The organism is Leclercia sp. LSNIH3 (assembly GCF_002935105.1).
Taxonomy (GTDB): Bacteria; Pseudomonadota; Gammaproteobacteria; order Enterobacterales; family Enterobacteriaceae; genus Enterobacter; species Enterobacter adecarboxylatus.
This window is the reverse complement of sequence record NZ_CP026387.1, coordinates 2,557,920-2,580,261: the sequence shown is the minus strand read 5'-3', so window position 1 is coordinate 2,580,261 and position 22,342 is coordinate 2,557,920. Positions and strand designations below refer to the sequence as shown.

Annotated in this window: 16 protein-coding genes; 6 read left to right on the top strand and 10 right to left on the bottom strand. The window is 56.6% G+C overall.

From position 1 onward, the window contains the following. Positions 1-203: 203 nt before the first annotated feature. Positions 204-2,855, top strand: a complete 2,652-nt coding sequence (gene ppc / locus C3F35_RS12440) for a phosphoenolpyruvate carboxylase (protein WP_103793526.1) — start codon at positions 204-206, stop codon at positions 2,853-2,855. Positions 2,856-2,959: 104 nt separating this feature from the next. Continuing rightward, positions 2,960-3,796: a helix-turn-helix transcriptional regulator gene (locus C3F35_RS12435; protein WP_103793525.1), complete on the top strand. Its 837-nt coding sequence runs from the start codon at positions 2,960-2,962 to the stop codon at positions 3,794-3,796. Here the strand turns inward: C3F35_RS12435 and C3F35_RS12430 are convergent, their stop codons facing one another. From C3F35_RS12430 to C3F35_RS12410, 5 genes are read right to left on the bottom strand one after another with little or no spacing between them, the layout of a single operon-like run. Continuing rightward, positions 3,797-4,153 carry a PTS fructose-like transporter subunit IIB gene (locus C3F35_RS12430; RefSeq protein WP_103793524.1) on the bottom strand — a complete coding sequence of 119 codons (357 nt, stop codon included), beginning with the start codon at positions 4,151-4,153 and terminating at the stop codon, positions 3,797-3,799. A gap of 1 nt (position 4,154) precedes the next feature. Then, positions 4,155-5,033 carry a [formate-C-acetyltransferase]-activating enzyme gene (locus C3F35_RS12425; RefSeq protein WP_103793523.1) on the bottom strand — a complete coding sequence of 293 codons (879 nt, stop codon included), beginning with the start codon at positions 5,031-5,033 and terminating at the stop codon, positions 4,155-4,157. Further along, positions 4,999-7,296, bottom strand: coding sequence for a formate C-acetyltransferase (locus tag C3F35_RS12420; protein ID WP_032615253.1), 2,298 nt, complete (start codon positions 7,294-7,296; stop codon positions 4,999-5,001). The genes C3F35_RS12425 and C3F35_RS12420 overlap by 35 nt, the downstream gene beginning before the upstream one ends. Before the next feature lie 48 nt (positions 7,297-7,344). Further along, entirely contained in the window at positions 7,345-7,665 is a 321-nt protein-coding gene (locus C3F35_RS12415) for a PTS fructose-like transporter subunit IIB (RefSeq protein WP_032615255.1), read from the bottom strand. A gap of 14 nt (positions 7,666-7,679) precedes the next feature. Further along, positions 7,680-8,759 (bottom strand): PTS fructose transporter subunit EIIC, encoded by a 1,080-nt coding sequence (locus C3F35_RS12410; protein WP_032615257.1) that lies wholly within the window; start codon positions 8,757-8,759, stop codon positions 7,680-7,682. 307 nt (positions 8,760-9,066) lie between these two features. Between C3F35_RS12410 and ptsP the strand changes: the two genes are divergently transcribed. From ptsP to gldA, 3 genes are read left to right on the top strand one after another with little or no spacing between them, the layout of a single operon-like run. After that, a complete protein-coding gene (gene ptsP, locus C3F35_RS12405) occupies positions 9,067-11,568 on the top strand; it encodes a phosphoenolpyruvate--protein phosphotransferase (protein WP_103793522.1) in 2,502 nt (833 codons plus the stop codon). Positions 11,569-11,579: 11 nt separating this feature from the next. Further along, positions 11,580-12,242, top strand: coding sequence for a fructose-6-phosphate aldolase (gene fsa / locus C3F35_RS12400; protein ID WP_032615262.1), 663 nt, complete (start codon positions 11,580-11,582; stop codon positions 12,240-12,242). Positions 12,243-12,254: 12 nt separating this feature from the next. Further along, positions 12,255-13,358 (top strand): bifunctional L-1,2-propanediol dehydrogenase/glycerol dehydrogenase, encoded by a 1,104-nt coding sequence (gldA, locus tag C3F35_RS12395; protein WP_103793521.1) that lies wholly within the window; start codon positions 12,255-12,257, stop codon positions 13,356-13,358. 103 nt (positions 13,359-13,461) lie between these two features. Here gldA and katG read toward each other — a convergent pair whose 3' ends face one another. The 4 genes from katG to metB form a co-directional block, all read right to left on the bottom strand. Beyond that, complete coding sequence (gene katG / locus C3F35_RS12390) at positions 13,462-15,633, bottom strand: catalase/peroxidase HPI (protein ID WP_059306962.1); 2,172 nt, start codon at positions 15,631-15,633, stop codon at positions 13,462-13,464. A gap of 143 nt (positions 15,634-15,776) precedes the next feature. After that, positions 15,777-16,667 carry a methylenetetrahydrofolate reductase gene (gene metF / locus C3F35_RS12385; RefSeq protein WP_032615268.1) on the bottom strand — a complete coding sequence of 297 codons (891 nt, stop codon included), beginning with the start codon at positions 16,665-16,667 and terminating at the stop codon, positions 15,777-15,779. Positions 16,668-17,264: 597 nt separating this feature from the next. Next, positions 17,265-19,697 (bottom strand): bifunctional aspartate kinase/homoserine dehydrogenase II, encoded by a 2,433-nt coding sequence (locus C3F35_RS12380; RefSeq protein ID WP_032615275.1) that lies wholly within the window; start codon positions 19,695-19,697, stop codon positions 17,265-17,267. A gap of 2 nt (positions 19,698-19,699) precedes the next feature. Continuing rightward, positions 19,700-20,860 carry a cystathionine gamma-synthase gene (gene metB, locus C3F35_RS12375; RefSeq protein ID WP_103793414.1) on the bottom strand — a complete coding sequence of 387 codons (1,161 nt, stop codon included), beginning with the start codon at positions 20,858-20,860 and terminating at the stop codon, positions 19,700-19,702. Between the two features lie 278 nt (positions 20,861-21,138). Between metB and metJ the strand changes: the two genes are divergently transcribed. Beyond that, on the top strand, positions 21,139-21,456 hold the full coding sequence (gene metJ, locus C3F35_RS12370) for a met regulon transcriptional regulator MetJ (protein WP_003862042.1): 318 nt from the start codon (positions 21,139-21,141) through the stop codon (positions 21,454-21,456). Between the two features lie 44 nt (positions 21,457-21,500). Here the strand turns inward: metJ and C3F35_RS12365 are convergent, their stop codons facing one another. After that, a complete protein-coding gene (locus tag C3F35_RS12365; protein ID WP_077226907.1) occupies positions 21,501-22,181 on the bottom strand; it encodes an oligogalacturonate-specific porin KdgM family protein in 681 nt (226 codons plus the stop codon). Positions 22,182-22,342: the final 161 nt, after the last annotated feature.

Here is a 22,342-nt window from a genome sequence, read left to right as displayed (position 1 = left end):
TCGTCACACTCCTATAAGCATCTCTTATCTGACGCAAAGCGAATTAAATTTCGTAAATTGCCCGCATTTATTCGTTTGCTGAACCGTTTTCGCAGCAATTGACGACGGGGGTTTTACGTGGCTTTATAAAGGGAGATGACAAAATAATGTCCGTTGGATGTCTGGCCGGGCATAAACAAAAATGATGGGGTGACTGGGTTTTTATGAACGAACAATATTCCGCGTTGCGTAGTAATGTCAGTATGCTCGGCAAGGTGCTGGGAGATACCATCAAGGATGCGTTGGGCGAGAACATTCTCGATCGCGTTGAAACAATCCGTAAGCTGTCTAAATCTTCCCGTGCCGGTAACGAAGCCAACCGTCAGGAGCTGCTCACCACGTTGCAGAACCTCTCTAACGACGAGCTGCTGCCCGTTGCCCGTGCCTTCAGCCAGTTTCTTAACCTGGCGAATACCGCCGAACAGTACCATAGCATTTCGCCGAATGGCGAAGGGGCCAGCAACCCGGAAGTGATTGCCCGCACGCTCAGAAAACTCAAGGACCAACCCGATCTCAACGAAGCGACCATCAAAAAGGCCGTTGAGTCTCTGTCACTGGAGCTGGTGCTGACCGCCCACCCAACTGAGATTACCCGCCGCACCCTGATCCATAAAATGGGTGAAGTGAACAACTGCCTGAAGCAACTGGATAATAAAGAGATTGCTGACTACGAACGTAACCAGCTGATGCGCCGTCTGCGCCAGCTGATTGCTCAGTCCTGGCATACCGATGAAATCCGTAAGCACCGCCCAAGCCCGGTTGACGAAGCCAAATGGGGCTTTGCGGTGGTGGAAAACAGCCTGTGGGAAGGGGTGCCTAACTACCTGCGCGAGCTGAATGAACAGCTGGAAGAGAACCTCGGCTATCGCCTGCCGGTGGATTTTGTTCCGGTGCGCTTCACCTCCTGGATGGGCGGCGACCGCGACGGCAACCCGAACGTTACCGCCGAGATCACTCGCCACGTCCTGCTGCTCAGCCGCTGGAAAGCCACCGATCTGTTCCTGAAAGACATTCAGATTTTGATTTCAGAGCTGTCGATGGTCGAAGCCACGCCAGAACTGCTTGAGCTGGTAGGTGAAGCCGGTGCAACCGAACCTTACCGCTTCCTGCTCAAAAACCTGCGCAGCCAGCTGCTGACCACTCAGGCCTGGCTGGAAGCGCGCCTTAAAGGCCAGCGTCTGCCGAAACCCGCCGGTCTGCTCAGCCAGAACGAGCAGCTGTGGGAGCCGCTATACGCCTGTTATCAGTCACTGCAAGCCTGCGGGATGGGCATCATCGCGAACGGCGAGCTGCTCGATACCCTGCGCCGCGTGAAATGTTTCGGCGTGCCGCTGGTGCGTATCGACGTGCGTCAGGAAAGCACCCGTCACACCGAGGCGCTGGGCGAGCTGACCCGCTATCTCGGCATTGGCGACTACGAAAGCTGGTCAGAAGCCGACAAACAGGCCTTCCTGATCCGCGAACTGAATTCCAAACGTCCTCTGCTGCCGCGGAGCTGGGCACCAAGTGAAGAGACCCGTGAAGTGCTCGACACCTGCAAAGCGATCGTCGATGCGCCGAAAGGATCGGTGGCGGCCTATGTGATCTCCATGGCGAAAACCCCGTCCGACGTGCTGGCGGTTCACCTGCTGCTGAAAGAAGCGGGTATTACCTTTGCTCTACCGGTCGCGCCGCTGTTTGAAACGCTCGATGACCTGAATAACGCCAACGACGTGATGACCCAGCTGCTGAACATCGACTGGTATCGCGGCTTTATCCAGGGCAAGCAGATGGTCATGATCGGCTATTCCGACTCCGCAAAAGATGCGGGCGTGATGGCCGCCTCCTGGGCGCAGTATCAGGCACAAGATGCGCTGATCAAAACCTGCGAAAAAGCCGGGATTGAACTGACTCTGTTCCACGGTCGCGGCGGCTCGATTGGCCGTGGCGGTGCCCCTGCTCATGCGGCCCTGCTCTCTCAACCGCCGGGCAGCCTGAAAGGCGGCCTGCGTGTGACCGAACAAGGCGAAATGATCCGCTTCAAGTACGGTCTGCCGGAAGTTACCATCAGCAGCCTGTCGCTCTACACCAGTGCGATCCTCGAAGCGAACCTGCTGCCGCCGCCGGAGCCGAAAGATGCCTGGCGTCATATCATGGACGAACTGTCCGACATCTCGTGCGACATGTACCGCGGCTATGTGCGCGAAAACAAAGACTTCGTGCCTTACTTCCGCTCGGCAACGCCGGAGCAGGAGCTGGGCAAACTGCCACTGGGTTCACGTCCGGCAAAACGTCGCCCGACTGGCGGGGTTGAGTCCCTGCGTGCTATCCCGTGGATCTTCGCCTGGACGCAGAACCGACTGATGCTCCCGGCCTGGCTGGGTGCCGGTGCCGCTCTGCAAAAAGTGGTGGAAGACGGGAAGCAGAACGAACTGGAATCCATGTGCCGCGACTGGCCGTTCTTCTCCACGCGCCTCGGCATGCTGGAAATGGTGTTCTCGAAAGCCGACCTGTGGCTGGCGGAATACTACGATCAGCGTCTGGTGAAACCGGAGCTGTGGGCGCTGGGCAGCGAGCTGCGCGAGCTGCTGCAAGACGACATCAAAGTGGTGCTGGATATCGCCAACGACTCCCATCTGATGGCCGATCTGCCATGGATTGCCGAGTCCATCCAGCTGCGTAACATCTACACCGACCCGCTGAACGTGCTGCAGGCAGAGCTGCTGTACCGTTCGCGTAAAGCGGAAGAAGAAGGTCTGGAGCCGGATCCACGCGTGGAACAAGCGCTGATGGTCACCATCGCAGGTGTTGCGGCGGGCATGCGTAACACGGGTTAATTAACCGCGACGGACATCATCACGGCAAAGGCCATCCAATTAGGATGGCCTTTTTCAATTATCAACGTTAATGTTGCCCTGTCTGCATCCGGCAAGGGAAAAACATGTATCACGACGTCAACCACCTTCTCTCCCGCCTTATCAGTGGCGCTACGCCATTGCGGCATATTTATTTTGCCAGCACCAGCGGCCCGGTGCCGGAACTGGCCTATAAGGTGGATTTCCCGCGTCTGGAGATCGTGCTGGAGGGTGAACTCATTGACGCAGGTCTCACGCAAACCCTTATCCCCTACGATGTCCTCTATGTTCCGGCGGGTGGCTGGAACTTTCCGCAGATAAATAGCCCGGTGACGACCTTCAGCATTCTGTTTGGTAAACAGCAGCTCGGCTTTAGCGTGGTACAGTGGGATGGCAAACACTATCACAATCTGACGAAGCAGCACGTTGCACGCCGGGGGCCGCGAATTGGTTCTTTCCTGTTACAGACCCTCAATGAAATGCAGATGCAGCCGCAGGAGCAACACACCGCCAGACTCATCGTCACCAGCCTGCTCAGCCACTGTCGCGATCTGCTCGGCAGCCAGATCCAGACCGCATCGCGAAGCCAGGCGCTGTTCGAAGCCATTCGTAATTATATTGATGAGCACTACGCCATGGCGTTAACCCGGGAGTCGGTGGCGCAGGCGTTTTATATCTCACCCAATTACCTCTCCCATCTGTTTCAAAAAACGGGGGGGATGGGCTTTAATGAGTACCTTAACCATACGCGGCTGGAGCACGCCCGGATGTTGCTGAAAGGGTACGATCTGAAGGTCAAAGAGGTGGCCCACGCCTGTGGGTTTGTCGATAGTAACTACTTTTGCCGCCTGTTCCGTAAAAACACCGAGCGCTCCCCCTCGGAATATCGCCGGCAGTATCACAGCCAGCTCACGGAAAAATAGTTATTCCACAATAAAATGGGTTTGCTGCGGAGCGGAAAGCAGCCTACGCACGGCGCTCATCACGCGCTGCGGTTCCCGCAGAAAAGCGCTGATACCCGATTGTACGTAACGGCTGGAGGCAAACCGCTCCGCCCCTGCAAGCTCAATATCCGTAATCAGCAGCACCGCATCCGCCCGGCGGATATCCTCTTCCGCTAAGGGGTTGTCTATTCCCAGCGCCCCCTGGGTTTCAATCTTGATGTGCCATTTTTCTTGCTGACAAATCTTCTCGAGGCGCTCGGCAGCCATGTAAGTGTGCGCAACGCCGCTAACGCAGGCGGTTACGGCAACCAGATATCGTCCAGATGGCACTGTCATATTAACCTCCTACGGTGACCTCAAATCCGGCACTTTCCGCCCACTGACGGTAAGCTGCCACTTCTTGCGCCGACGGAGCGGACACCTCTCTCATCGACCACTGTTGCCCAAGCAGACGATACTTTGGCTCACCGTATTGATGAAACGGTAACAGATGCAGGTGCCTGATACCCAGAGACGTCAACAACGTAAGCGCCTGCTGCATATTCTCTTTGCTGAGCGTGTAGCCAGGGATCAGCGGCAGCCTTGGCGTGACCGCAATCCCTTCCTGCACCAGCAACCGCAGGTTTTCCACTACCCGCGGCTGATTCATGCTGACGACCGCGCGGGCCTGCCGCGCGTCCATAATTTTAAGGTCAAACAGCACCTCATCACAGCAACGCGCCAGGGGTAGCAAGCGGCTGGCGGGCGCATCTCCGGCGGTTTCAATGGCGCAGGGCACGCCCCAGCTACGCAAACGTTGCAAAAACCGCGTCGCAAAGGGGGCCTGCATCAACACCTCGCCGCCCGATAAGGTCACACCGCCCCCGGAAGCGCGAAAAAAGACTTCATCTTTCATCACTTCGCGGGCCAGTTCATCCAGGGTGACGTCACGCCCTACGGCCTCAAAAGCCCCGGAAGGGCATTCATCGGCATCCCGCTGGCAGGGCGAGCAGTGCAGGCATTTACTCTTACGCCGTACGGTTTCGAGCTTCGGGGAGATCGATTCCGGATTGGCGCACCACGGGCAGGTATGCGGGCAGCCCTTGAAGAAGACCACCGTGCGGATACCTTGCCCGTCGTTCAGGGAATAGCGCTGAATATTGAAGATGCGCGCGACCTCATCGCCGCGCGGATCAATCACCTCACAGCTGATGCGCGGTGCGGCGGATGATGTCATCCTGGATCTCCTTCGACAACTCAACAAAGAAGGCGCTATAGCCCGCAACGCGTACCACCAGACCGGCAAAATCCTGTGGCCGACGCTGTGCATCACGCAGCGTATCGGCATTCACCACGTTAAACTGCACGTGCTGTAATTTCAGCTGCGTGAAAGCACGCAGGAAATCCGCCAGCTTATGCAGCCCTGCATCTCCTTCCAGAGTGGCAGGTGTGAACTTAACGTTCAGCAGCGTACCGTTAGATAACAGCATGTTATCCAGCTTGCTTACCGATTTCAGCACCGCAGTCGGCCCCTGCATATCCTGGCCAAGCATTGGCGACAGACCGCCGTCAGCTAACTGTTCTCCGGCATAACGCCCATCCGGCGTGGCCCCGACGACTGAGCCCAGCGGCACATGTGCCGAGACGGTATAAGAGCCGGGAGTAAAGTAGCCACCACGCGGGTTAGCGTATTTTTCAACTTCTTTGCAGTAATGGCGAAGCAATTCGGCGCTAATATTATCCACGTCATCAATATCGTTACCGTATTTTTCGAAGCGGTTAATCAGCCTGGCGCGTACTTTTTCCCCTTCCGGGGTGGCAAAATTCCCCTTCAGCACTGCCAGCAGTTCATCGAAACTTAAGCGTTGCTGTTCAAAGACCAGCCCCTTCAGCGCATGCAGCGAGTCGCTGAGGTTAGCGATACCAATCCCCTGCACGCCAGAGAAGTTATACCGCGCACCGCCATCGGTAATATCGCGGCCCTTATCCAGACAGTCACTGATAAATGATGAAAGCAGCGGCACCGGCGCCCAGTCGCGGTGGCCGATATCGCAGATATTGCTGCCCTCGACCATAAGTTGGATGTAATGGCTGATTTTGGCGCGGATTTGCGTCAGTAACCCCTCATAGCTCAGCGCATTATTGCCTTCGTTTTCATGCAGGCAAATTTCCATTACCTTCAGCAGGTTAAACATAGCGATATCATGCAGACCGTATGTTCTGCCGGGAATCGACAGTTCCACGCAGCCCACCACCGCGTAGTCACGGGCATCTTCCAGCGACACGCCGCGGTTCAGGAACGCAGGCACGACCACTTCGTCATTAAAGATCTGCGGAATACCCGTGCCGAGGCGAATGGTCTCAGCGGTTTTTAGCAGGAATGGCGTGTCGATCAGCGCATTGGTGCGCACACCAAGGTTAGGCTGCGGCAACTGGACGTTCTGATAAGCATCAAGGCAGAGGAAGGAGAGCACGTTGACTGCGCTACGCCCACTTTCGGTCAACCCGCCGAGCAGGGCGGTGTAGCCGGTCGGGAACCCGGCAAAGTAGCGCGCACTGCTGGTAGAGCGTAACAGCACGATGTCATTGCATTTTACCCACAATGACTCCAGCAATTCCTTCAGGAAAGCGGGATCTTCACCCTGCGTGAGCGAAGCCTGATAAAACGGCAGCATATACTGGTCAAAACGCCCCAGCGACAGGGAACTGGCGTTGGACTCGTATTGCAAAATGATATTCATGTACCAGAACAGCTGACACGCCTGCCAGAAGGTTTGCGGTTTGTGTTGGGCGTTATGGCGAGAGTTGGCAGCAATGGCCAGCAACTCCTGACGACGCTGCGCGTCAGGGCAGTTCTCGGCCATGTTTTCAGCCAACAGCGCATAACGCAAGATATGGCTTTGCGAGGCCTCAAGCAGCAGCAGTGCCGCCTGGTAGAACGGGTTATCCGGCTGCTGTTGGCAGTGCTGGCGCATCTGCGCTACCAGCTCGCCCAGGCCGTTATTCAGCAGATGCGGATAGTCGATAATGATGTGCCCCTGCCCTTTGTCCGTCTGGTTGACGCTAAAAATCTGCGTGCTGACGGCCGCCTTTACCTCGTCAGTCATCTGGCCGTTGATAAAATCTTTCATCGAGCGCTTTTCCCAGTAAGGGAAGAGCTCGTCACGATAGATGCGTTTGTCCTCTTCGCTGATCGCAAAACGGTCCTGCGGCCGCGTCGGGAACTGTTCCAGCTCTTTCAGCAGCCAGTAGGGATCCATCTCCGGCGACATAATCCCTGCGCGCGGCTTCACGGTACGGTTACCAGCGATTAATTCCTCATCACGAATCGAAATCTCAACATGCTCAAGGATATACGCCGTGGCTTTGGCGCGACGCAGAATAACCGGCTCGCCCTCGGTCTGCCGATGGCTGGCGGTATAGAGCAAAGCGCGTTCGAGCGAAATTTCTCGGTTATGTGCAAAAAGCGCAGCTTTCAGGCGCTGGGTACGATTCGTCATGAGGAACTCCTGTAAAAATACAAACCCGCCCGAATGGGCGGGAAAGGATTAAGCGGTTTGCGCCAAATGGGCGTCGATTTTGTTCATGATGGCGTCGGCACGTTTGACGGCATCGCTGATGTTGACGCGTACAATGGTTTTTCCGGCAAAACGTTCTTCAAATTTGATGCCGATATCTTTGGTCAGAATGACCATATCGGCCTCAGCCACATCGGCGGCGGTCAGTTCGTTCTCCAGACCGATCGATCCCTGCGTCTCCACTTTGACTTCCCAGCCCTTCGCTTTTGCGGCACTTTCCAGCGCTTCGGCAGCCATGTATGTGTGGGCAACGCCAGAAGGACATGCGGTTACAGCAATAATTTTGGTCATGGTTTATTCCTCACTTAATTCATTTCGAAATCTAAATCCAGGTCGTCTTCTTTCTCACTGACCGGGTCAACATTCTTGCGAGCCAAACTTTTCAATACGTTAACGCAGACTGCCGTCACCAGCGCCCCAACGGCGATGGCGGCGAGGTAGCCGAGTTTGCCCTCAACAACGGGCAGCACGATCACGCCGCCCCATCCTGCATAACACTGGGCACCCAGCAGCGCGGCGGTTACCGTACCGCAGGCAGAGCCCACCATGATGGAAGGGATCACGCGCAATGGATCAGCCGCCGCAAAGGGGATTGCCCCTTCAGTGACGCCAACACAGCCCATTACCAGCGCCGCTTTGCCGGCTTCGCGTTCTTCACCGGAGAAGTTTTTACGGCCCAACAGCGTCGCCAGACCCAACCCCAACGGCGGCACGCAGATGCCCACGGCGGCGATGGCAACCACGGTGTAGACTCCCTGCGACACGCAAATAAGCATGAAGGCATAGGCCACCTTGTTCACCGGGCCGCCCATGTCGAAGGCCAGCATCAGGCCCATGATCACCGCCAGCAACACGATGCTGCCCTGCTGCATACCTTGTAACCACTGGGTCAGGCTGGTGGTCAGCGCGCCGACCGGTTCGCCCAGGCCCCACATCATCACGCCCGCGGTAATAAAGGTGCCGATAATAGGAATGACGAAGATAGGCATCACCGAGCGCAGGACCTTATGCACCGGGATTTTTTTCAGGTAATAGACCACGATGCCACCGATGATCCCGGCAATCAGCGCCCCGAAGAACCCGGCGCCGAAGCTATTTCCGACCCAGGCGCCAATCGCACAAGGTGCCAGCGCGGCGCGCTCGGCGATGGAGTAACCAATATAGGCCGCCAGGAAAGGCACCATCAGGGTCAACCCCGCCACGCCGATATCAAACAGCTTTTTGAGGTTTGGATCGGTCGCCGCATCCGGCACGGCACCTTTGCCGTACAACATGACGGAAACCGCCAGCAGGATCCCACCCGCTACCACAAAGGGGATCATGTGAGACACGCCGGTCATCAAATGTTGACGGGTGTTTTTCAGGATCTGCACCAACTCTTTCATAAGTCGCTCCCGGGCCAGTGTGTGCCCATATCCATAAAGATGTTGTGGCAACAATAGGCAATCAGGCGGGAGGCAGACAGTGGATAAAAAGGCCATTTACTGGATTTTTGTAATGTCAGTACAAAAATGAGATCAGCCTCATAAGTTAAGCAGCCCACCAATTCTTACAGTAAGTGCTAACTTGTGAAACGACTCTCACTTTGGAACAGACATTACATTTGTCCAGCTTTTGGCATTTTTGTCACATGGTATCGGGCGACGTCGTACTTTTATTCTGTACGGAGAAAACCATTATGGGAGAGAGGCGATGGCCCTGATTGTGGAATTTACCTGTGAGCTACCCAATGGCGTCCATGCGCGCCCGGCAAGCCACGTTGAGACACTGTGCAACACCTTCAATGCCGATATCGAGTGGCATAACCTGCGTACCGATCGTAAAGGCAACGCCAAAAGCGCCCTGGCATTGATCGGCACCGATACCCTGGCGGGCGATAGCTGCCGGTTAATCATTTCTGGAGCGGACGAACAGGCGGCACATCAACAGCTGAGCAAGTGGTTGCGCGAAGAATTCCCCCACTGCGATGCGCCGCTGGCGGTGGCCGAAAACAGCGAGCTGGAACCGCTTCCGGCCTCGCTCACTAACCTGAATCCGCGCCTTTTCCGCGCCCGCAGCGTATGTGCAGGTAGCGCGGGCGGCATACTGATGCGCCTCTCTTCGTTGGATCTCAACGCTCTGGGTGCGCTTCCTGCTGCACAAGATGCAGAGAGTGAACAGTCCGCGCTGGATAAAGGCTTAACGTTACTGATAAAGAACATTGAGTTTCGCCTGCTCGACAGCGACGGTGCCACCCGCGCCATTCTGGAAGCACACCGTTCGCTGGCGGGGGATACCTCGCTGCGTCAACACCTGCTCGATGGCGTCTTGCGGGGATTAAGCTGCGCTCAGGCGATCGTCGACAGCGCCAGCCATTTCTGCGAAGAGTTTGGCCGCTCCAGCAGCAGCTACTTACAGGAACGCGCGCTGGATGTACGCGATGTCTGTTTCCAGCTACTGCAGCATATCTATGGCGAGCAGCGCTTCCCGGTCCCGGGCAAGCTCACTCAGCCCACGGTGTGCATGGCCGACGAACTCACGCCAAGCCAGTTCCTTGAACTGGATAAAACCCTGCTGAAAGGACTGCTGTTGAAAAGCGGCGGCACCACGTCGCATACGGTGATCCTTGCCCGCTCGTTTAATATCCCGACGCTGGTTGGCGTGGAGATCGAAGCGCTGAATCCCTGGCTCAAGCAGACTGTCTTTATCGACGACAACGCGGGCGCTGTTGTTGTCAGCCCGGACGAGGCGGTGGCGCGCTACTACCAACAGGAAGCCCGGGTGCATGACGCCCTGCGCGAGCAACAGCGCATCTGGTTGACGCAGGAAGCGCGCACCGCCGATGGCATCCGTATGGAGGTCGCCGCCAATATTGCTCACTCCGTAGAAGCACAGGCGGCATTTGGTAATGGTGCTGAGGCCGTTGGACTGTTCCGTACTGAAATGCTCTATATGGACCGCACCAGCGCCCCTTGTGAAAACGAGCTGTACAACATCTTTTGTCAGGCGCTGGAGTCCGCGCAGGGGCGCAGCATTATTGTACGTACCATGGATATCGGTGGCGATAAGCCCGTGGATTACCTGAAGATCCCCGCCGAAGCCAACCCGTTCCTGGGTTATCGCGCGGTGCGTATCTATGAGGAGTACGCCGCGCTGTTCACCACGCAACTGCGGGCAATTCTGCGCGCGTCGGCGCACGGTCATCTCAAGATTATGATTCCGATGATCTCCTCCATGGAGGAGATCTTATGGGTGAAAGAGAAACTTGCGGAAGCAAAACAGCAGCTGCGCAGCGAGCAGATCCCCTTCGACGAGAAGATCCCTCTTGGCATCATGCTGGAGGTGCCATCGGTGATGTTCATCATCGATCAGTGCTGTGAAGAGATTGATTTCTTTAGTATTGGGAGTAATGACCTGACGCAGTACCTGCTGGCGGTCGACCGGGATAACGCCAAAGTTACCCGCCATTACAACAGCCTCAATCCGGCATTTCTCCGCGCACTGGATTACGCGGTACAGGCGGTGCATCGTCAGGGTAAATGGATTGGCCTGTGTGGCGAGCTGGGGGCGAAAGGTTCTGTACTGCCGCTGTTGGTGGGCCTGGGACTGGATGAGATCAGCATGAGCGCCCCGTCGATACCGGCCGCCAAGGCCCGGATGGCGCAGCTCGACAGCCGCGCCTGCCGCCAACTACTCAACCAGGCGATGGCCTGCCGCACCTCGCTGGAAGTCGAGCACCTGCTGGCGCAGTTCCGCATGACCCAGCAGGACGCACCGCTCATCACCACGCAGTGCATCACCCTGGACAGCGACTGGCGCAGCAAAGAAGAGGTGCTCAAAGGGATGACCGACAACCTGTTGCTGGCAAGCCGTTGTCGCTATCCACGTAAACTGGAGGCCGATCTCTGGGCGCGTGAAGCAGTTTTCTCGACGGGACTGGGCTTTAGTTTCGCCATTCCGCACAGCAAATCAGAGCATATTGAGCAGTCCACCATTAGCGTGGCGCGCCTGAAGGCGCCGGTCCGCTGGGGTGACGAAGATGCGCAGTTCATCATCATGCTCACCCTGAACAAACACGCCGCAGGCGACCAGCATATGCGCATCTTTTCGCGCCTGGCGCGCCGCATTATGCACGAAGCCTTCCGCAACGCGCTGGTCAATGCCGCATCCGCGGACGCTATCGCCAGCCTGCTGCAACACGAGCTTGAACTTTAAGAGGACGCAAAATGGAACTGTATCTGGATACCGCCAACGTGGCGGAAGTCGAACGCCTGGCCCGCATCTTCCCTATCGCCGGCGTAACCACCAACCCGAGCATTGTGGCGGCCAGCAAAGAATCCATCTGGGATGTGCTGCCTCGCCTGCAGAAAGCCATTGGTGAAGAGGGCATTTTATTTGCCCAAACCATGAGCCGCGATGCTGAAGGTATGGTGGCTGAAGCAAAACGCCTGAGCAACGCCCTGCCGGGGATCGTGGTAAAGATCCCGGTGACGGCTGAAGGTCTGGTGGCAATCAAACAATTGAAAAAAGAGAAAATCACCACCCTTGGCACTGCCGTTTACAGCGCCTCACAGGGTTTGCTGGCGGCGCTGGCAGGGGCGAAGTATATCGCGCCATACGTCAATCGCGTCGATGCCCAGGGCGGTGACGGGATCCGCACGGTGCAGGAGCTGCAATCCCTGCTGGAACTCCACGCCCCGGACAGCATGGTGCTGGCCGCCAGCTTTAAAACGCCGCGTCAGGCGCTTGATTGTCTGCTGGCTGGATGTGAAGCGATAACACTTCCTTTAGATGTAGCGCAACAAATGCTCGGCACCCCGGCAGTAGAGTCAGCTATAGAGAAGTTCGAGCAGGACTGGAAAAACGCGTTTGGTAACCTCAACCTCTAAGGGAGACATGTTATGGACCGTATTATTCAATCACCCGGCAAATACATTCAGGGGGCCGATGTGCTCACCCGCCTCGGTGATTATCTCAAGCCGCTGGCGGCACGCTGGCTGGTGGTAGGCGATAAATTTGTGCTGGGCTTTGCCGAAGAAACACTGCGCCAGAGTTTTGAACAGGCACAGTTATACGTCGAAATTGTACCGTTTGGCGGCGAATGTTCGCAGAACGAGATTGACCGGCTGCGTCAGCTGGCGAAAGAAGCCAACTGCCAGGCCGTGCTGGGCATCGGTGGCGGTAAAACGCTGGATACTGCAAAAGCGCTGGCGCATTTTATGGATGTCCCGGTCGCCATCGCCCCTACCATTGCCTCTACCGATGCGCCCTGCAGCGCGCTGTCCGTCATCTACACCGACAGCGGCGAGTTTGATCGCTATCTGATGCTGCCGCACAATCCGAATATCGTGATTGTGGATACCAAAGTGGTAGCGGGTGCGCCCGCACGCCTGCTGGCCGCCGGGATTGGCGATGCGCTGGCAACCTGGTTTGAAGCCCGTGCCTGCTCGCGCAGCGGCGCCACGACGATGGCGGGGGGCAAATGCACCCAGGCCGCTCTGGCGTTGGCCGAGTTGTGCTACAACACCCTGGTTGAAGAGGGTGAAAAAGCGATGCTGGCGGCAGAACAACATGTGGTAACGCCCGCGCTTGAGCGAGTCATTGAAGCCAACACCTATCTGAGCGGCGTCGGTTTTGAAAGCGGCGGCCTGGCGGCGGCGCATGCTATTCACAACGGTTTGACTGCCATCCCGGACGCCCATCATTACTATCACGGCGAGAAAGTAGCCTTTGGCACATTAACCCAGCTGGTGCTGGAGAACGCCCCGGTGGAAGAGATCGAAACCGTGGCGGCGTTATGTCACAGCGTAGGGCTACCTATCACCCTGGCGCAGCTGGATATCAAAGTGGATATTCCGGCCAAAATGCGTTTAGTGGCCGAGGCGTCATGTGCAGAAGGGGAAACTATCCATAACATGCCGGGTGGTGCAACGCCGGACCAGGTGTATGCGGCGTTGTTGGTTGCCGACCAGTACGGTCAGCGCTTCCTGCAGGAGTGGGAATAACCTTCCTGCCCGGCGGCGCTTGTAAGGGCCAACACTCCGTAGGCCGGATAAGCCGAAGCCGTTAACCGATAAAAAATCCCCGCCGGAGCGGGGATTTTTCTGTTTACAGCAGATCAAACCGGTCGAGGTTCATCACTTTTACCCATGCCGCGACGAAATCCTTCACGAACTTCTCGTGGGCATCGCTGCTGGCATAAACCTCAGCCAGTGCGCGCAGCACGGAGTTAGAACCAAATACCAGGTCTGCACGGCTCGCCAGATATTTCACTTCCCCGCTCACGCGGTCGCGGCCTTCAAACAGCTCGCTGGACTCGTCAGTGGCTTTCCACTGCGTGCCCATATCCAGCAGATTGACGAAGAAGTCCGTGCTGAGTACGCCCACGCGATCGGTAAAGACGCCGCTCTTACCGCCATCAAAGTTAGCACCCAACACGCGCAGCCCGCCCAGCAGCACCGTCATCTCTGGCGCGGTCAGCGTTAGTTGCTGTGCTTTATCAATCAGCAGCGACTCTGTGGTCGAAACGTCAATCGCCGCCCGGTAGTTACGGAAACCATCGGCAACCGGCTGCAGCAGGGTAAACATGCCGATATCGGTCTGATCCTGGCGCGCGTCAATACGACCCGGCGTAAAGGGTACGGTGATATTCACGCCAGCGGCTTTAGCGGCCTGCTCAACGCCCACGACACCGGCCAGCACGATGATGTCTGCCAGTGACGCTTTATGCGCCGATTTATAGATGCCTTCCAGCACCGGCAGAACGCGCGCGGCCACGGCGTTAACATCCCAGCTGCGCTGCGGTGCCAGCGCCAGACGTGCGCCGTTGGCGCCGCCACGCTTATCACCACCGCGGAAGGTGGACGCCGAAGCCCATGCCACCGATACCAGCTCGCTCACCGACAACCCAGAGTTGGCAATAGCCTCTTTCAGGCTCTGAATATCCTCCGCGGTTGGGTGGAAGAATGGCTGCGGCAGTGGGTCCTGCCAAATCAGCTCTTCTTTCGGCACTTCCGGGCCGATATAGCGTGAAATTGGCCCCATATCACGGTGGGTCAGTTTGAACCACGCGCGGGCAAAAGCTTCGTTAAAGGCCTGCGGATCGTTGAGGAAACGACGGGAAATCTTGTCGAACTCAGGATCGAAACGCAGCGTCAGGTCAGTAACCAGCATGGTCGGTTTACGTTTTTTCGACGGGTCGAAGGGATCGGGCATGATCTCCGGCGCATTCGACGCTTCGAACTGGATCGCACCTGCCGGACTGCGGGTTTGTACCCAGTCGTATTTGTACAGGTTCTCAAAGAAGTAGTTGCTCCACTGGGTCGGCGTCTGGGACCAGATCACTTCCAGACCGGAGGTAATGGCGTCAGCACCAAAACCGCTGCCGTGCGTGCTGGCCCAGCCCAGGCCCTGCGCTTCAAGCAGGCCACCTTCTGGATCAACCCCCACATGGGTCGTTTCCCCTGCCCCATGGGTTTTCCCCAGCGTATGCCCCCCGGCGATCAGCGCGACGGTCTCTTCATCGTTCATCCCCATGTTGCCGAAGGTGGCGCGGATCGCCGCCGCCGCAGACAGTGGTTCACCGCTGGCGTTTGGCCCTTCCGGGTTCACGTAGATCAGCCCCATCTCGGTGGCGCCAACGGCGCTTTTCGCCAGGCTTTCTGGATGGCGATGCTCAAGCCAGGCTTTTTCGTCACCCCAGTTAACGTCCAGATCCGGTTCCCACACGTCTTCACGTCCCGCACCAAAGCCAAAGGTTCTAAAGCCGGAATTCTCCAGCGCGACGTTACCGGCAAGAATAAACAGGTCGGCCCAGGAGATTTTCTGCCCATATTTTTGCTTGATTGGCCACAGCAGACGACGCGCCTTATCGAGGCTGACGTTATCCGGCCAGGAGTTGAGCGGAGAGAAACGCTGTTGACCACGACCCGCACCGCCACGCCCGTCTACGGAGCGATAGGTACCGGCGCCGTGCCACGCCATACGGATGAACAGACCGGCGTAACTGCCCCAGTCTGCAGGCCACCACGGCTGGGAGTCCGTCAGCAGGGCTTTCAGATCGCCTTTCAGAGCAGAGTAATCAAGTTTGCTAAATTCTTTGCGGTAGTTGAAGTCTTTGCCTAGCGGGTTGGAACGTTCGGAGTGTTGATTGAGAAGATCGACACGAAGCTGTTTAGGCCACCAGTCGCGGCTGTTGGTACCGGCACCTGCGCTCTTGTCATAACCGCCCTGATGGAAAGGACACTTGCCTGAATTCTGGTTATCGTCGGACGTACTCATCGCTCTGCTCCCTCTATGGTTTTACCGTTAGGATATACACCACTGGCAACAAGAGATAATTGAAACCATCCACAGATTTGATAGTTAATACCGTGAATATCAGCCCGAAATAAAAATCCCCCACAACCGTGAGGGACTTGCCTTTACAGACCCGGGCGAACCCCCAGGGTATGGCAGATCGCGTAACTCATTTCGGCGCGGTTGAGGGTATAAAAATGGAAATCTTTCACCCCTTCGCGGCTTAAAATCTTCACCATGTCCATGGCGATACTGGCACCCACCAGCTTGCGGGTTTCAGCGTCATCGTCCAGGCCTTCATACATTTTCGCCATCCAGTGCGGGATGCGAACGTTGGTCATGTCGGCAAATTTCTTGGCCTGTTTGAAGTTCGAAACTGGCAGGATCCCCGGAATAATTTCGACGTCGATACCGGCGGAGACGCAGCGGTCACGGAAGCGCAGATAGCTTTCCACGTCAAAGAAAAACTGGGTGATAGCGCGGTTGGCCCCGGCATCCACCTTACGTTTCAGGTTGAGCAGATCCGCCTGAGCACTTTTTGCTTCCGGGTGGACTTCCGGGTACGCCGCCACGGAGATGTCGAAATCGCCCACCTCTTTCAGCAGCGCCACCAGATCGGTCGCGTACATATCCGGCTTACCGCTGCCCGGCGGCAGGTCGCCACGCAGAGCCACGATGTGGCGGATACCGTTATTCCAGTAATCCTGGGCGATGGTACGCAGTTCGTCGCGGGTGGCATCGATACAGGTCAGATGCGGCGCGGCTTCCAGACCGGTACGATCCTTAATGCCTTTAATAATGCTATGCGTACGGTCGCGCTCGCCAGAGTTGGCGCCGTAGGTCACCGAAACAAATTTCGGCTTCAGACTGCTCAGGCGATCGATAGAGGCCCACAGGGTCTGCTCCATTTCACTGGTGCGCGGCGGGAAAAATTCAAATGAGACGTTAATCTGGCCGTTTACTTCAGCCAGGCTCTGATTCAGGGCTTCCCGCTGGTTGGCGTGAAAAAAGCTCATACCTTACCTCATCAATCGCGTGTCGTTGTTTGTTGTGTTCGAACTTCTATACGTTTAGACGTCCAGATGTAAAAATGACGGAAAAGCCGACTGCCGTCAACAGAAATAATCAACAATAACGGTGAGGAATGCTCAGGGGAGTTGAGGGGAGTTCATGATGGGGTGAGAAGTCCCCTCACCCCGGCCCTCTCCCCAAAGGGGCGAGGGAGAAAAACAGCACCGCGCCGTCTTCTCTCTTCAGAGGAGCGAGGGAAGAAAAACAGCGCCGGGCCGTACCCTCTTCCCAGAGGAGCGAGGAAGGAAAACAGCGCCGGGCCGTAACCTCTGCCAGGAAAGGCGAGGCAGGAAAAACAGCACCGAACCATCCCCTCTCCCCAGAGGAGCGAGGAAGAAAAAACAGCGCCGGGCCGTACCCTCTTCCCAGAGGAGCGAGGAAGGAAAACAGCGCCGGGCCGTAACCTCTGCCAGGAAAGGCGAGGCAGGAAAAACAGCACCGGACCATCCCCTCTCCCCAGAGGAGCGAGGAAGAAAAAACAGCGCCGGACTGTCCCCTCTCCCCTGTGGGGAGAGGGCTAGGGTGAGGGGTAATCTTTGAAACTACAGCAGCTGCGCCAGACGGTTGATATCCGACTGGATCGCCCCGGCGGTCACGTCGCGGCCTGCACCCGGCCCACGGATCACCAGCGGGTTATCACGATACCAGCGGCTTTCAATGGCGAAGACGTTATCGCACGGCAACAGCGCCGCCAGCGGATGTTCCGGGCGAACGGCCTCCACGCCAACGCGTGCTTTGCCATTGGCATCAAAACGCGCCACGTAGCGCAGTACCAGACCCATTTCGCGGGCCGCCTCCAGGCGCTGTAACATCTGCTCGTTCAGCGCATCGCCATTCTCGAAGAAGTGATCGACAGAACCCTCTTCACAGTCTGCCGGCACCAGCGACTCCACGCGAACCTGACCAGGCTCAATGTCGTAACCCGCTTCACGGGCCACGATCACCAGCTTACGCATCACGTCTTTACCGGAGAGGTCCACACGCGGATCAGGCTCGGTCAGCCCCTGCTGCCACGCCTGATCCACCAGGTCGGTGAAAGGCACGGTGCCATCAAATTGCAGGAACAGCCACGACAGGGTACCGGAGAAGATACCGCTGATCGCCAGAATGCTGTCGCCGCTTTCGATCAGATCGCGCACGGTATGGTTTACCGGCAGACCCGCCCCGACGGTGGCGTTATACAGCCAGTGACGACCTGTTTTTTCAAAGGCATCGTGGATCTGGCGATAGTTGCGGGTGTTGCTGGCCCCCGCCAGTTTGTTGGCGCTGATGACGTGGAAACCATGGCTGGCGAAATCAAGATACTGATCGGCCAGTTGCTCGCTGGCGGTCACATCCAGCACCACCAGGTCGTCGTACGGGTGGGCGCGCATCCACAGGAACAGCGACTCTTCATCCTGCTCGATGGCTTCGTCGTTAAAGAAGGCCAGTGCGCGACTCGCATCCAGCCCTTCATAGTTGAGCAGGCTGCGGCGGCTATCCACCACGCCCGCCAGCACAAATTCGAATCCGGTACGCGCCGAAAGTGTGGTCTGTTCGCGGGCGAACAGCTCCAGCCAGCGGGAACCAATGTTGCCTTTCCCAAACAGCATCAGACCGATACGTTTTTCAGCACGGAACAGCGACTGGTGCAGCCCCTGGATCAGGCTTTCGGTTGGCCCGGTACGCATGACCGCCACCAGGCTGATCCCCTCTTCCGACTGCCAGGTAAACTCCACCGGCTGGCCCTTCAACTGCTGCCAGAAGCGGTGGCAGTGCAGCGGGTTACGGGTGACGCCCGCCCCTACCATCGCAATCAGCGCCAGACCCTGACGCAGACGAAGCTCGCCCGGCAGGCCCGCTTCATCAAGAATTTTCAGCGCGCTGTCGGCCACTTCTGCGGTATAGCAGAACTGCAGCAGGTGCCGGTCAGTGTGCACACCCACGGCGAGCGGGCGTACCTGGGCGCGCTTCAGGATCAGGTCAATCTCTTTATGCGTCTGTTTGAAATCATGTCCGGCAGGAACGAGGAATTCGATCAGGCAGATGTCGTCATGGCTGGTAACGATACGCGCCCCTGTGCCGGAGGCCAGGACGCGCTCGATACGGGTTGAGCCTTGATCCGGCGTATAGCTGCAGCGCAGTTGCAGGTCGATATCGCTGCCAGACACCGGCTGCAGAGTACGGGCGTGCAGTACCGGGGCCGCCAGACGGGCCAGCTCGCTGGCTTCGTCGAGACGCAGCAGCGGCAGCAGGCACGCATCTTTAACCTTACGCGGGTCAGCGCTGTAAACACCGGCTACGTCGCTCCAGATGGTGACGCGAGACACCCCCGCCAGGGCACCGATCTGTGTTGCGGAGTAGTCAGAGCCGTTACGTCCCAGCAGCACGGTTTCACCCGCGTTGCTGCGGCTGATAAAGCCGGTTACGACGATACGTTTGTTCGGATGCTGCACCAGCAACTGCTGGAGCAGAGGATAAGAGAGGCCTTCATCAACCTGCGGTTGAGCGCCACGCTCGGCACGCAGGAAATCACGCGCGTCCAGCCATGCCGCTTCCAGACCCTGCTGTTGCAGGACGGCCGCCATCAGGCGGGCAGACCAGACTTCGCCGTGGCCCACGACTTCAGCATAAACGGCGTCAGTAACGCCGCTATCGAGTAAACCGGCCAGTCGCTCCAGATCCTGAATAAAGGTGCTAATCAGGCCATCTGCCACGTCGGCTGGCAATAAACCGGCGATCAGCTCACTCTGGTAACGGCGTAACGCTTGTTGAACCTGATGCGCAGAGAGACGATCGGTCTGGCTTAACTTCAGCCAGCTAATCAACTGGTTGGTGGTGCTGCCCGCCGCGGAGACAACCATCATGTCCCCCGGCATCGAATACTCTGCCATGATCCCCGCGACCCGCAGGTAACATTTCACATCAGCAAGACTACTACCACCAAACTTGTGCAGCTGGCGACCCTTCGCCCCTGCCTGCGCTATCACACTCATGATTACCCCTTGGCTGCGACCCGGAAGCCATTTTCCAGATCGGCAATTAAATCTTCACAATCTTCAATACCGGTTGAGATTCGCAGTAGCGTCTCAGAAATTCCGGCGGCGGCACGCGCTTCTGGCGCCATGCCTGCGTGCGTCATTGTTGCGGCGTGGGAGATTAAGCTTTCGACTCCCCCTAAAGATTCCGCCAGCGTAAACAGTGACAACCCGCTCAGGAAGCGACGCAGCGTCTGCTCATCGCCATCCAGTTCAAAACTTAACATCGCGCCAAACCCCTTTTGTTGACGCGCCGCAATCTCGTGTCCCTGGTTCTCCGGCAGCGACGGGTGATAAAGCTTTTTCACCAGCGGCTGGGTCTTAAGGAAATCGACAATCGCCTGGGCATTACGCTGCGCCACGTCCATACGCGGCGACAGGGTACGTAGCCCACGCAGCAACAGGTAGCTGTCAAACGCACTGCCGGTAACGCCGATGTTATTCGCCCACCATGCCAGTTCGGTGACAAGCTCTGGATCTTTGGCAATAACGACCCCAGCGACAACGTCGGAGTGGCCGTTCAGGTATTTGGTGCATGAATGCAATACCAGATCCGCTCCCAGTGCCAGCGGGTTCTGCAAGGCCGGACTGAGGAACGTATTATCCACTACACTTATCGCTCCCGCATCCCTTGAAAGCTGACAAATTTTTGCAATGTCCACGACGCGCAGCAGTGGGTTGCTTGGACTTTCGACTAAAATCAGCTTCGGCTTTTCTGCCAGCGCCTGTTTCAGCGCCTGCTCATCACCCTGATCGACAAACAGCACGCGATAGCAACCGCGCTTCGCAAGGCTGTCGAACAGTCGGTAGCTGCCGCCATAACAGTCGTGCGGCGCCACCAGCAGATCGCCAGGTTTCAGGAACACGGTGGTCACCAGGTGGATAGCCGACATGCCGGTATTGGTCATCACCGCGCCTGCGCCGCCTTCCAGTTCCGCCAGCGCACGCTGGGTCACATCACGTGTCGGGTTACCACGGCGCGAGTAGTCATGGGCGCGTGGTTCATTAAATCCGGTGAAGTTATAGGTACTGGAGAGATGAATCGGCGGGACAACGCAGCCGTACTGTTCGTCATCATTCAATCCGCTACGCACTGCGATGGTGGCCTGTTTACGCGTCATGGTGAAGGCTTCCTGGCTTAATGGATGAAAAGTCAGGCACCAGAGTAAACATTGATTATATGGACGTCAATACATCTGGACATCTAAACTTCTTTGCGTATAGATTGAGCAATACGCAAATAGCCGTTAAAATTACATGCTTTAGCGCATAACGCAGAGGCAATATCCGTGTCACGGTGGCGTCTCTACGGTAAACTACGCAAGATTATGGCGCGAAACCCTGCGAACCGCTGCGGTGTCGGCCTCATATTAATGACAAAGAGGATTAAAGGTATCTCATGGCTGAATGGAGCGGCGAATATATCAGCCCATACGCTGAGCACGGTAAGAAGAGTGAACAAGTAAAAAAAATTACGGTTTCCATTCCTCTGAAGGTGTTGAAGATCCTCACCGATGAACGTACGCGTCGTCAGGTGAACAACCTGCGTCACGCAACCAACAGCGAACTGCTTTGCGAGGCGTTCCTGCATGCGTTTACCGGCCAACCGTTACCGAACGATGACGATCTGCGCAAAGAGCGCAGTGACGAAATCCCGGAAGAGGCGAAGGTGATCATGCGTGAACTGGGTATCGACCCGGAAACGTGGGAATACTAACGCTGCGGTGTGATCCCGCTGAGGGTGCTCAGCGGGATGGTTTCTCAGAAGTTGTAGCCTAAGCCTACGCGCAGACGCGTCTGGCGGTCGTCGCTGGTGGCGGTGTTATAGCCGGAAGAGACGTTACCCACTTCCACAAACGGCACCCATGAATCAATCTTATACGCCACGCGGAAGTTATATTCGTAATCTTCTTTTTTGTTATTATACAAATCTTCGTTGTCGGCAAATTTATAAATGCCGTTCAGTTCAAACATCCAGTTATCGATATTATATCCCAGCCACATTTCCGGGCGGTATACTATACGATCATCTTTACCGTCTGCATTACGCCGGGTATATTCGGTACGATAACGGAACGCCGTCCACCAGTTATCATTAATATTATACTGCACGCGTAAATAGGGTTTATAAATGGACATATTGTCGCCCATTTCAACGGCAATACCCGGCTGCCAGACAAACCCCTGCCAGGTGAACTGGTAGCTGGCAGTATATTCGCTGCTGTTGCTCTCCATATTATTGAGTGCATCGTTAGACTGCTTTTCATCAGAGCGCGAGACGGCCTCAACGGCTACGCCAAAGCCTGTCCCAAAGCGGTGCGACATGTACACGCGGTCATAGTTACGCCCATCGTCGTAATACTCGTGCCGATAATCAACGTATCCTGCCTGCGCTGCACACGATATTAACGGAAGCGCGAATAAGAGTTGCGTCAGTTTCATCCTTTTTCCCTCAACGTAAATCTACCCTGAAAGCCATCGTGACTAAAATGGCAAATAAAAATTTATGTCGAGCGCAGTGTAATTTTACAACCAGGGATAAACCTTTTATTTATTGCCATGCCTGATAGCCAAATGGCAAAAATATCAAGAAGACAAAGATG

Excerpts from the sequence above, each read along its gene's own strand:
- ppc (WP_103793526.1), top strand. The coding sequence starts at position 204 with ATGAACGAACAATATTCCGCGTTGCGTAGTAATGTCAGTATGCTCGGC.
- C3F35_RS12435 (WP_103793525.1), top strand. The coding sequence starts at position 2,960 with ATGTATCACGACGTCAACCACCTTCTCTCCCGCCTTATCAGTGGCGCT.
- C3F35_RS12430 (WP_103793524.1), bottom strand. The coding sequence starts at position 4,153 with ATGACAGTGCCATCTGGACGATATCTGGTTGCCGTAACCGCCTGCGTT.
- C3F35_RS12425 (WP_103793523.1), bottom strand. The coding sequence starts at position 5,033 with ATGACATCATCCGCCGCACCGCGCATCAGCTGTGAGGTGATTGATCCG.
- C3F35_RS12420 (WP_032615253.1), bottom strand. The coding sequence starts at position 7,296 with ATGACGAATCGTACCCAGCGCCTGAAAGCTGCGCTTTTTGCACATAAC.
- C3F35_RS12415 (WP_032615255.1), bottom strand. The coding sequence starts at position 7,665 with ATGACCAAAATTATTGCTGTAACCGCATGTCCTTCTGGCGTTGCCCAC.
- C3F35_RS12410 (WP_032615257.1), bottom strand. The coding sequence starts at position 8,759 with ATGAAAGAGTTGGTGCAGATCCTGAAAAACACCCGTCAACATTTGATG.
- ptsP (WP_103793522.1), top strand. The coding sequence starts at position 9,067 with ATGGCCCTGATTGTGGAATTTACCTGTGAGCTACCCAATGGCGTCCAT.
- fsa (WP_032615262.1), top strand. The coding sequence starts at position 11,580 with ATGGAACTGTATCTGGATACCGCCAACGTGGCGGAAGTCGAACGCCTG.
- gldA (WP_103793521.1), top strand. The coding sequence starts at position 12,255 with ATGGACCGTATTATTCAATCACCCGGCAAATACATTCAGGGGGCCGAT.
- katG (WP_059306962.1), bottom strand. The coding sequence starts at position 15,633 with ATGAGTACGTCCGACGATAACCAGAATTCAGGCAAGTGTCCTTTCCAT.
- metF (WP_032615268.1), bottom strand. The coding sequence starts at position 16,667 with ATGAGCTTTTTTCACGCCAACCAGCGGGAAGCCCTGAATCAGAGCCTG.
- C3F35_RS12380 (WP_032615275.1), bottom strand. The coding sequence starts at position 19,697 with ATGAGTGTGATAGCGCAGGCAGGGGCGAAGGGTCGCCAGCTGCACAAG.
- metB (WP_103793414.1), bottom strand. The coding sequence starts at position 20,860 with ATGACGCGTAAACAGGCCACCATCGCAGTGCGTAGCGGATTGAATGAT.
- metJ (WP_003862042.1), top strand. The coding sequence starts at position 21,139 with ATGGCTGAATGGAGCGGCGAATATATCAGCCCATACGCTGAGCACGGT.
- C3F35_RS12365 (WP_077226907.1), bottom strand. The coding sequence starts at position 22,181 with ATGAAACTGACGCAACTCTTATTCGCGCTTCCGTTAATATCGTGTGCA.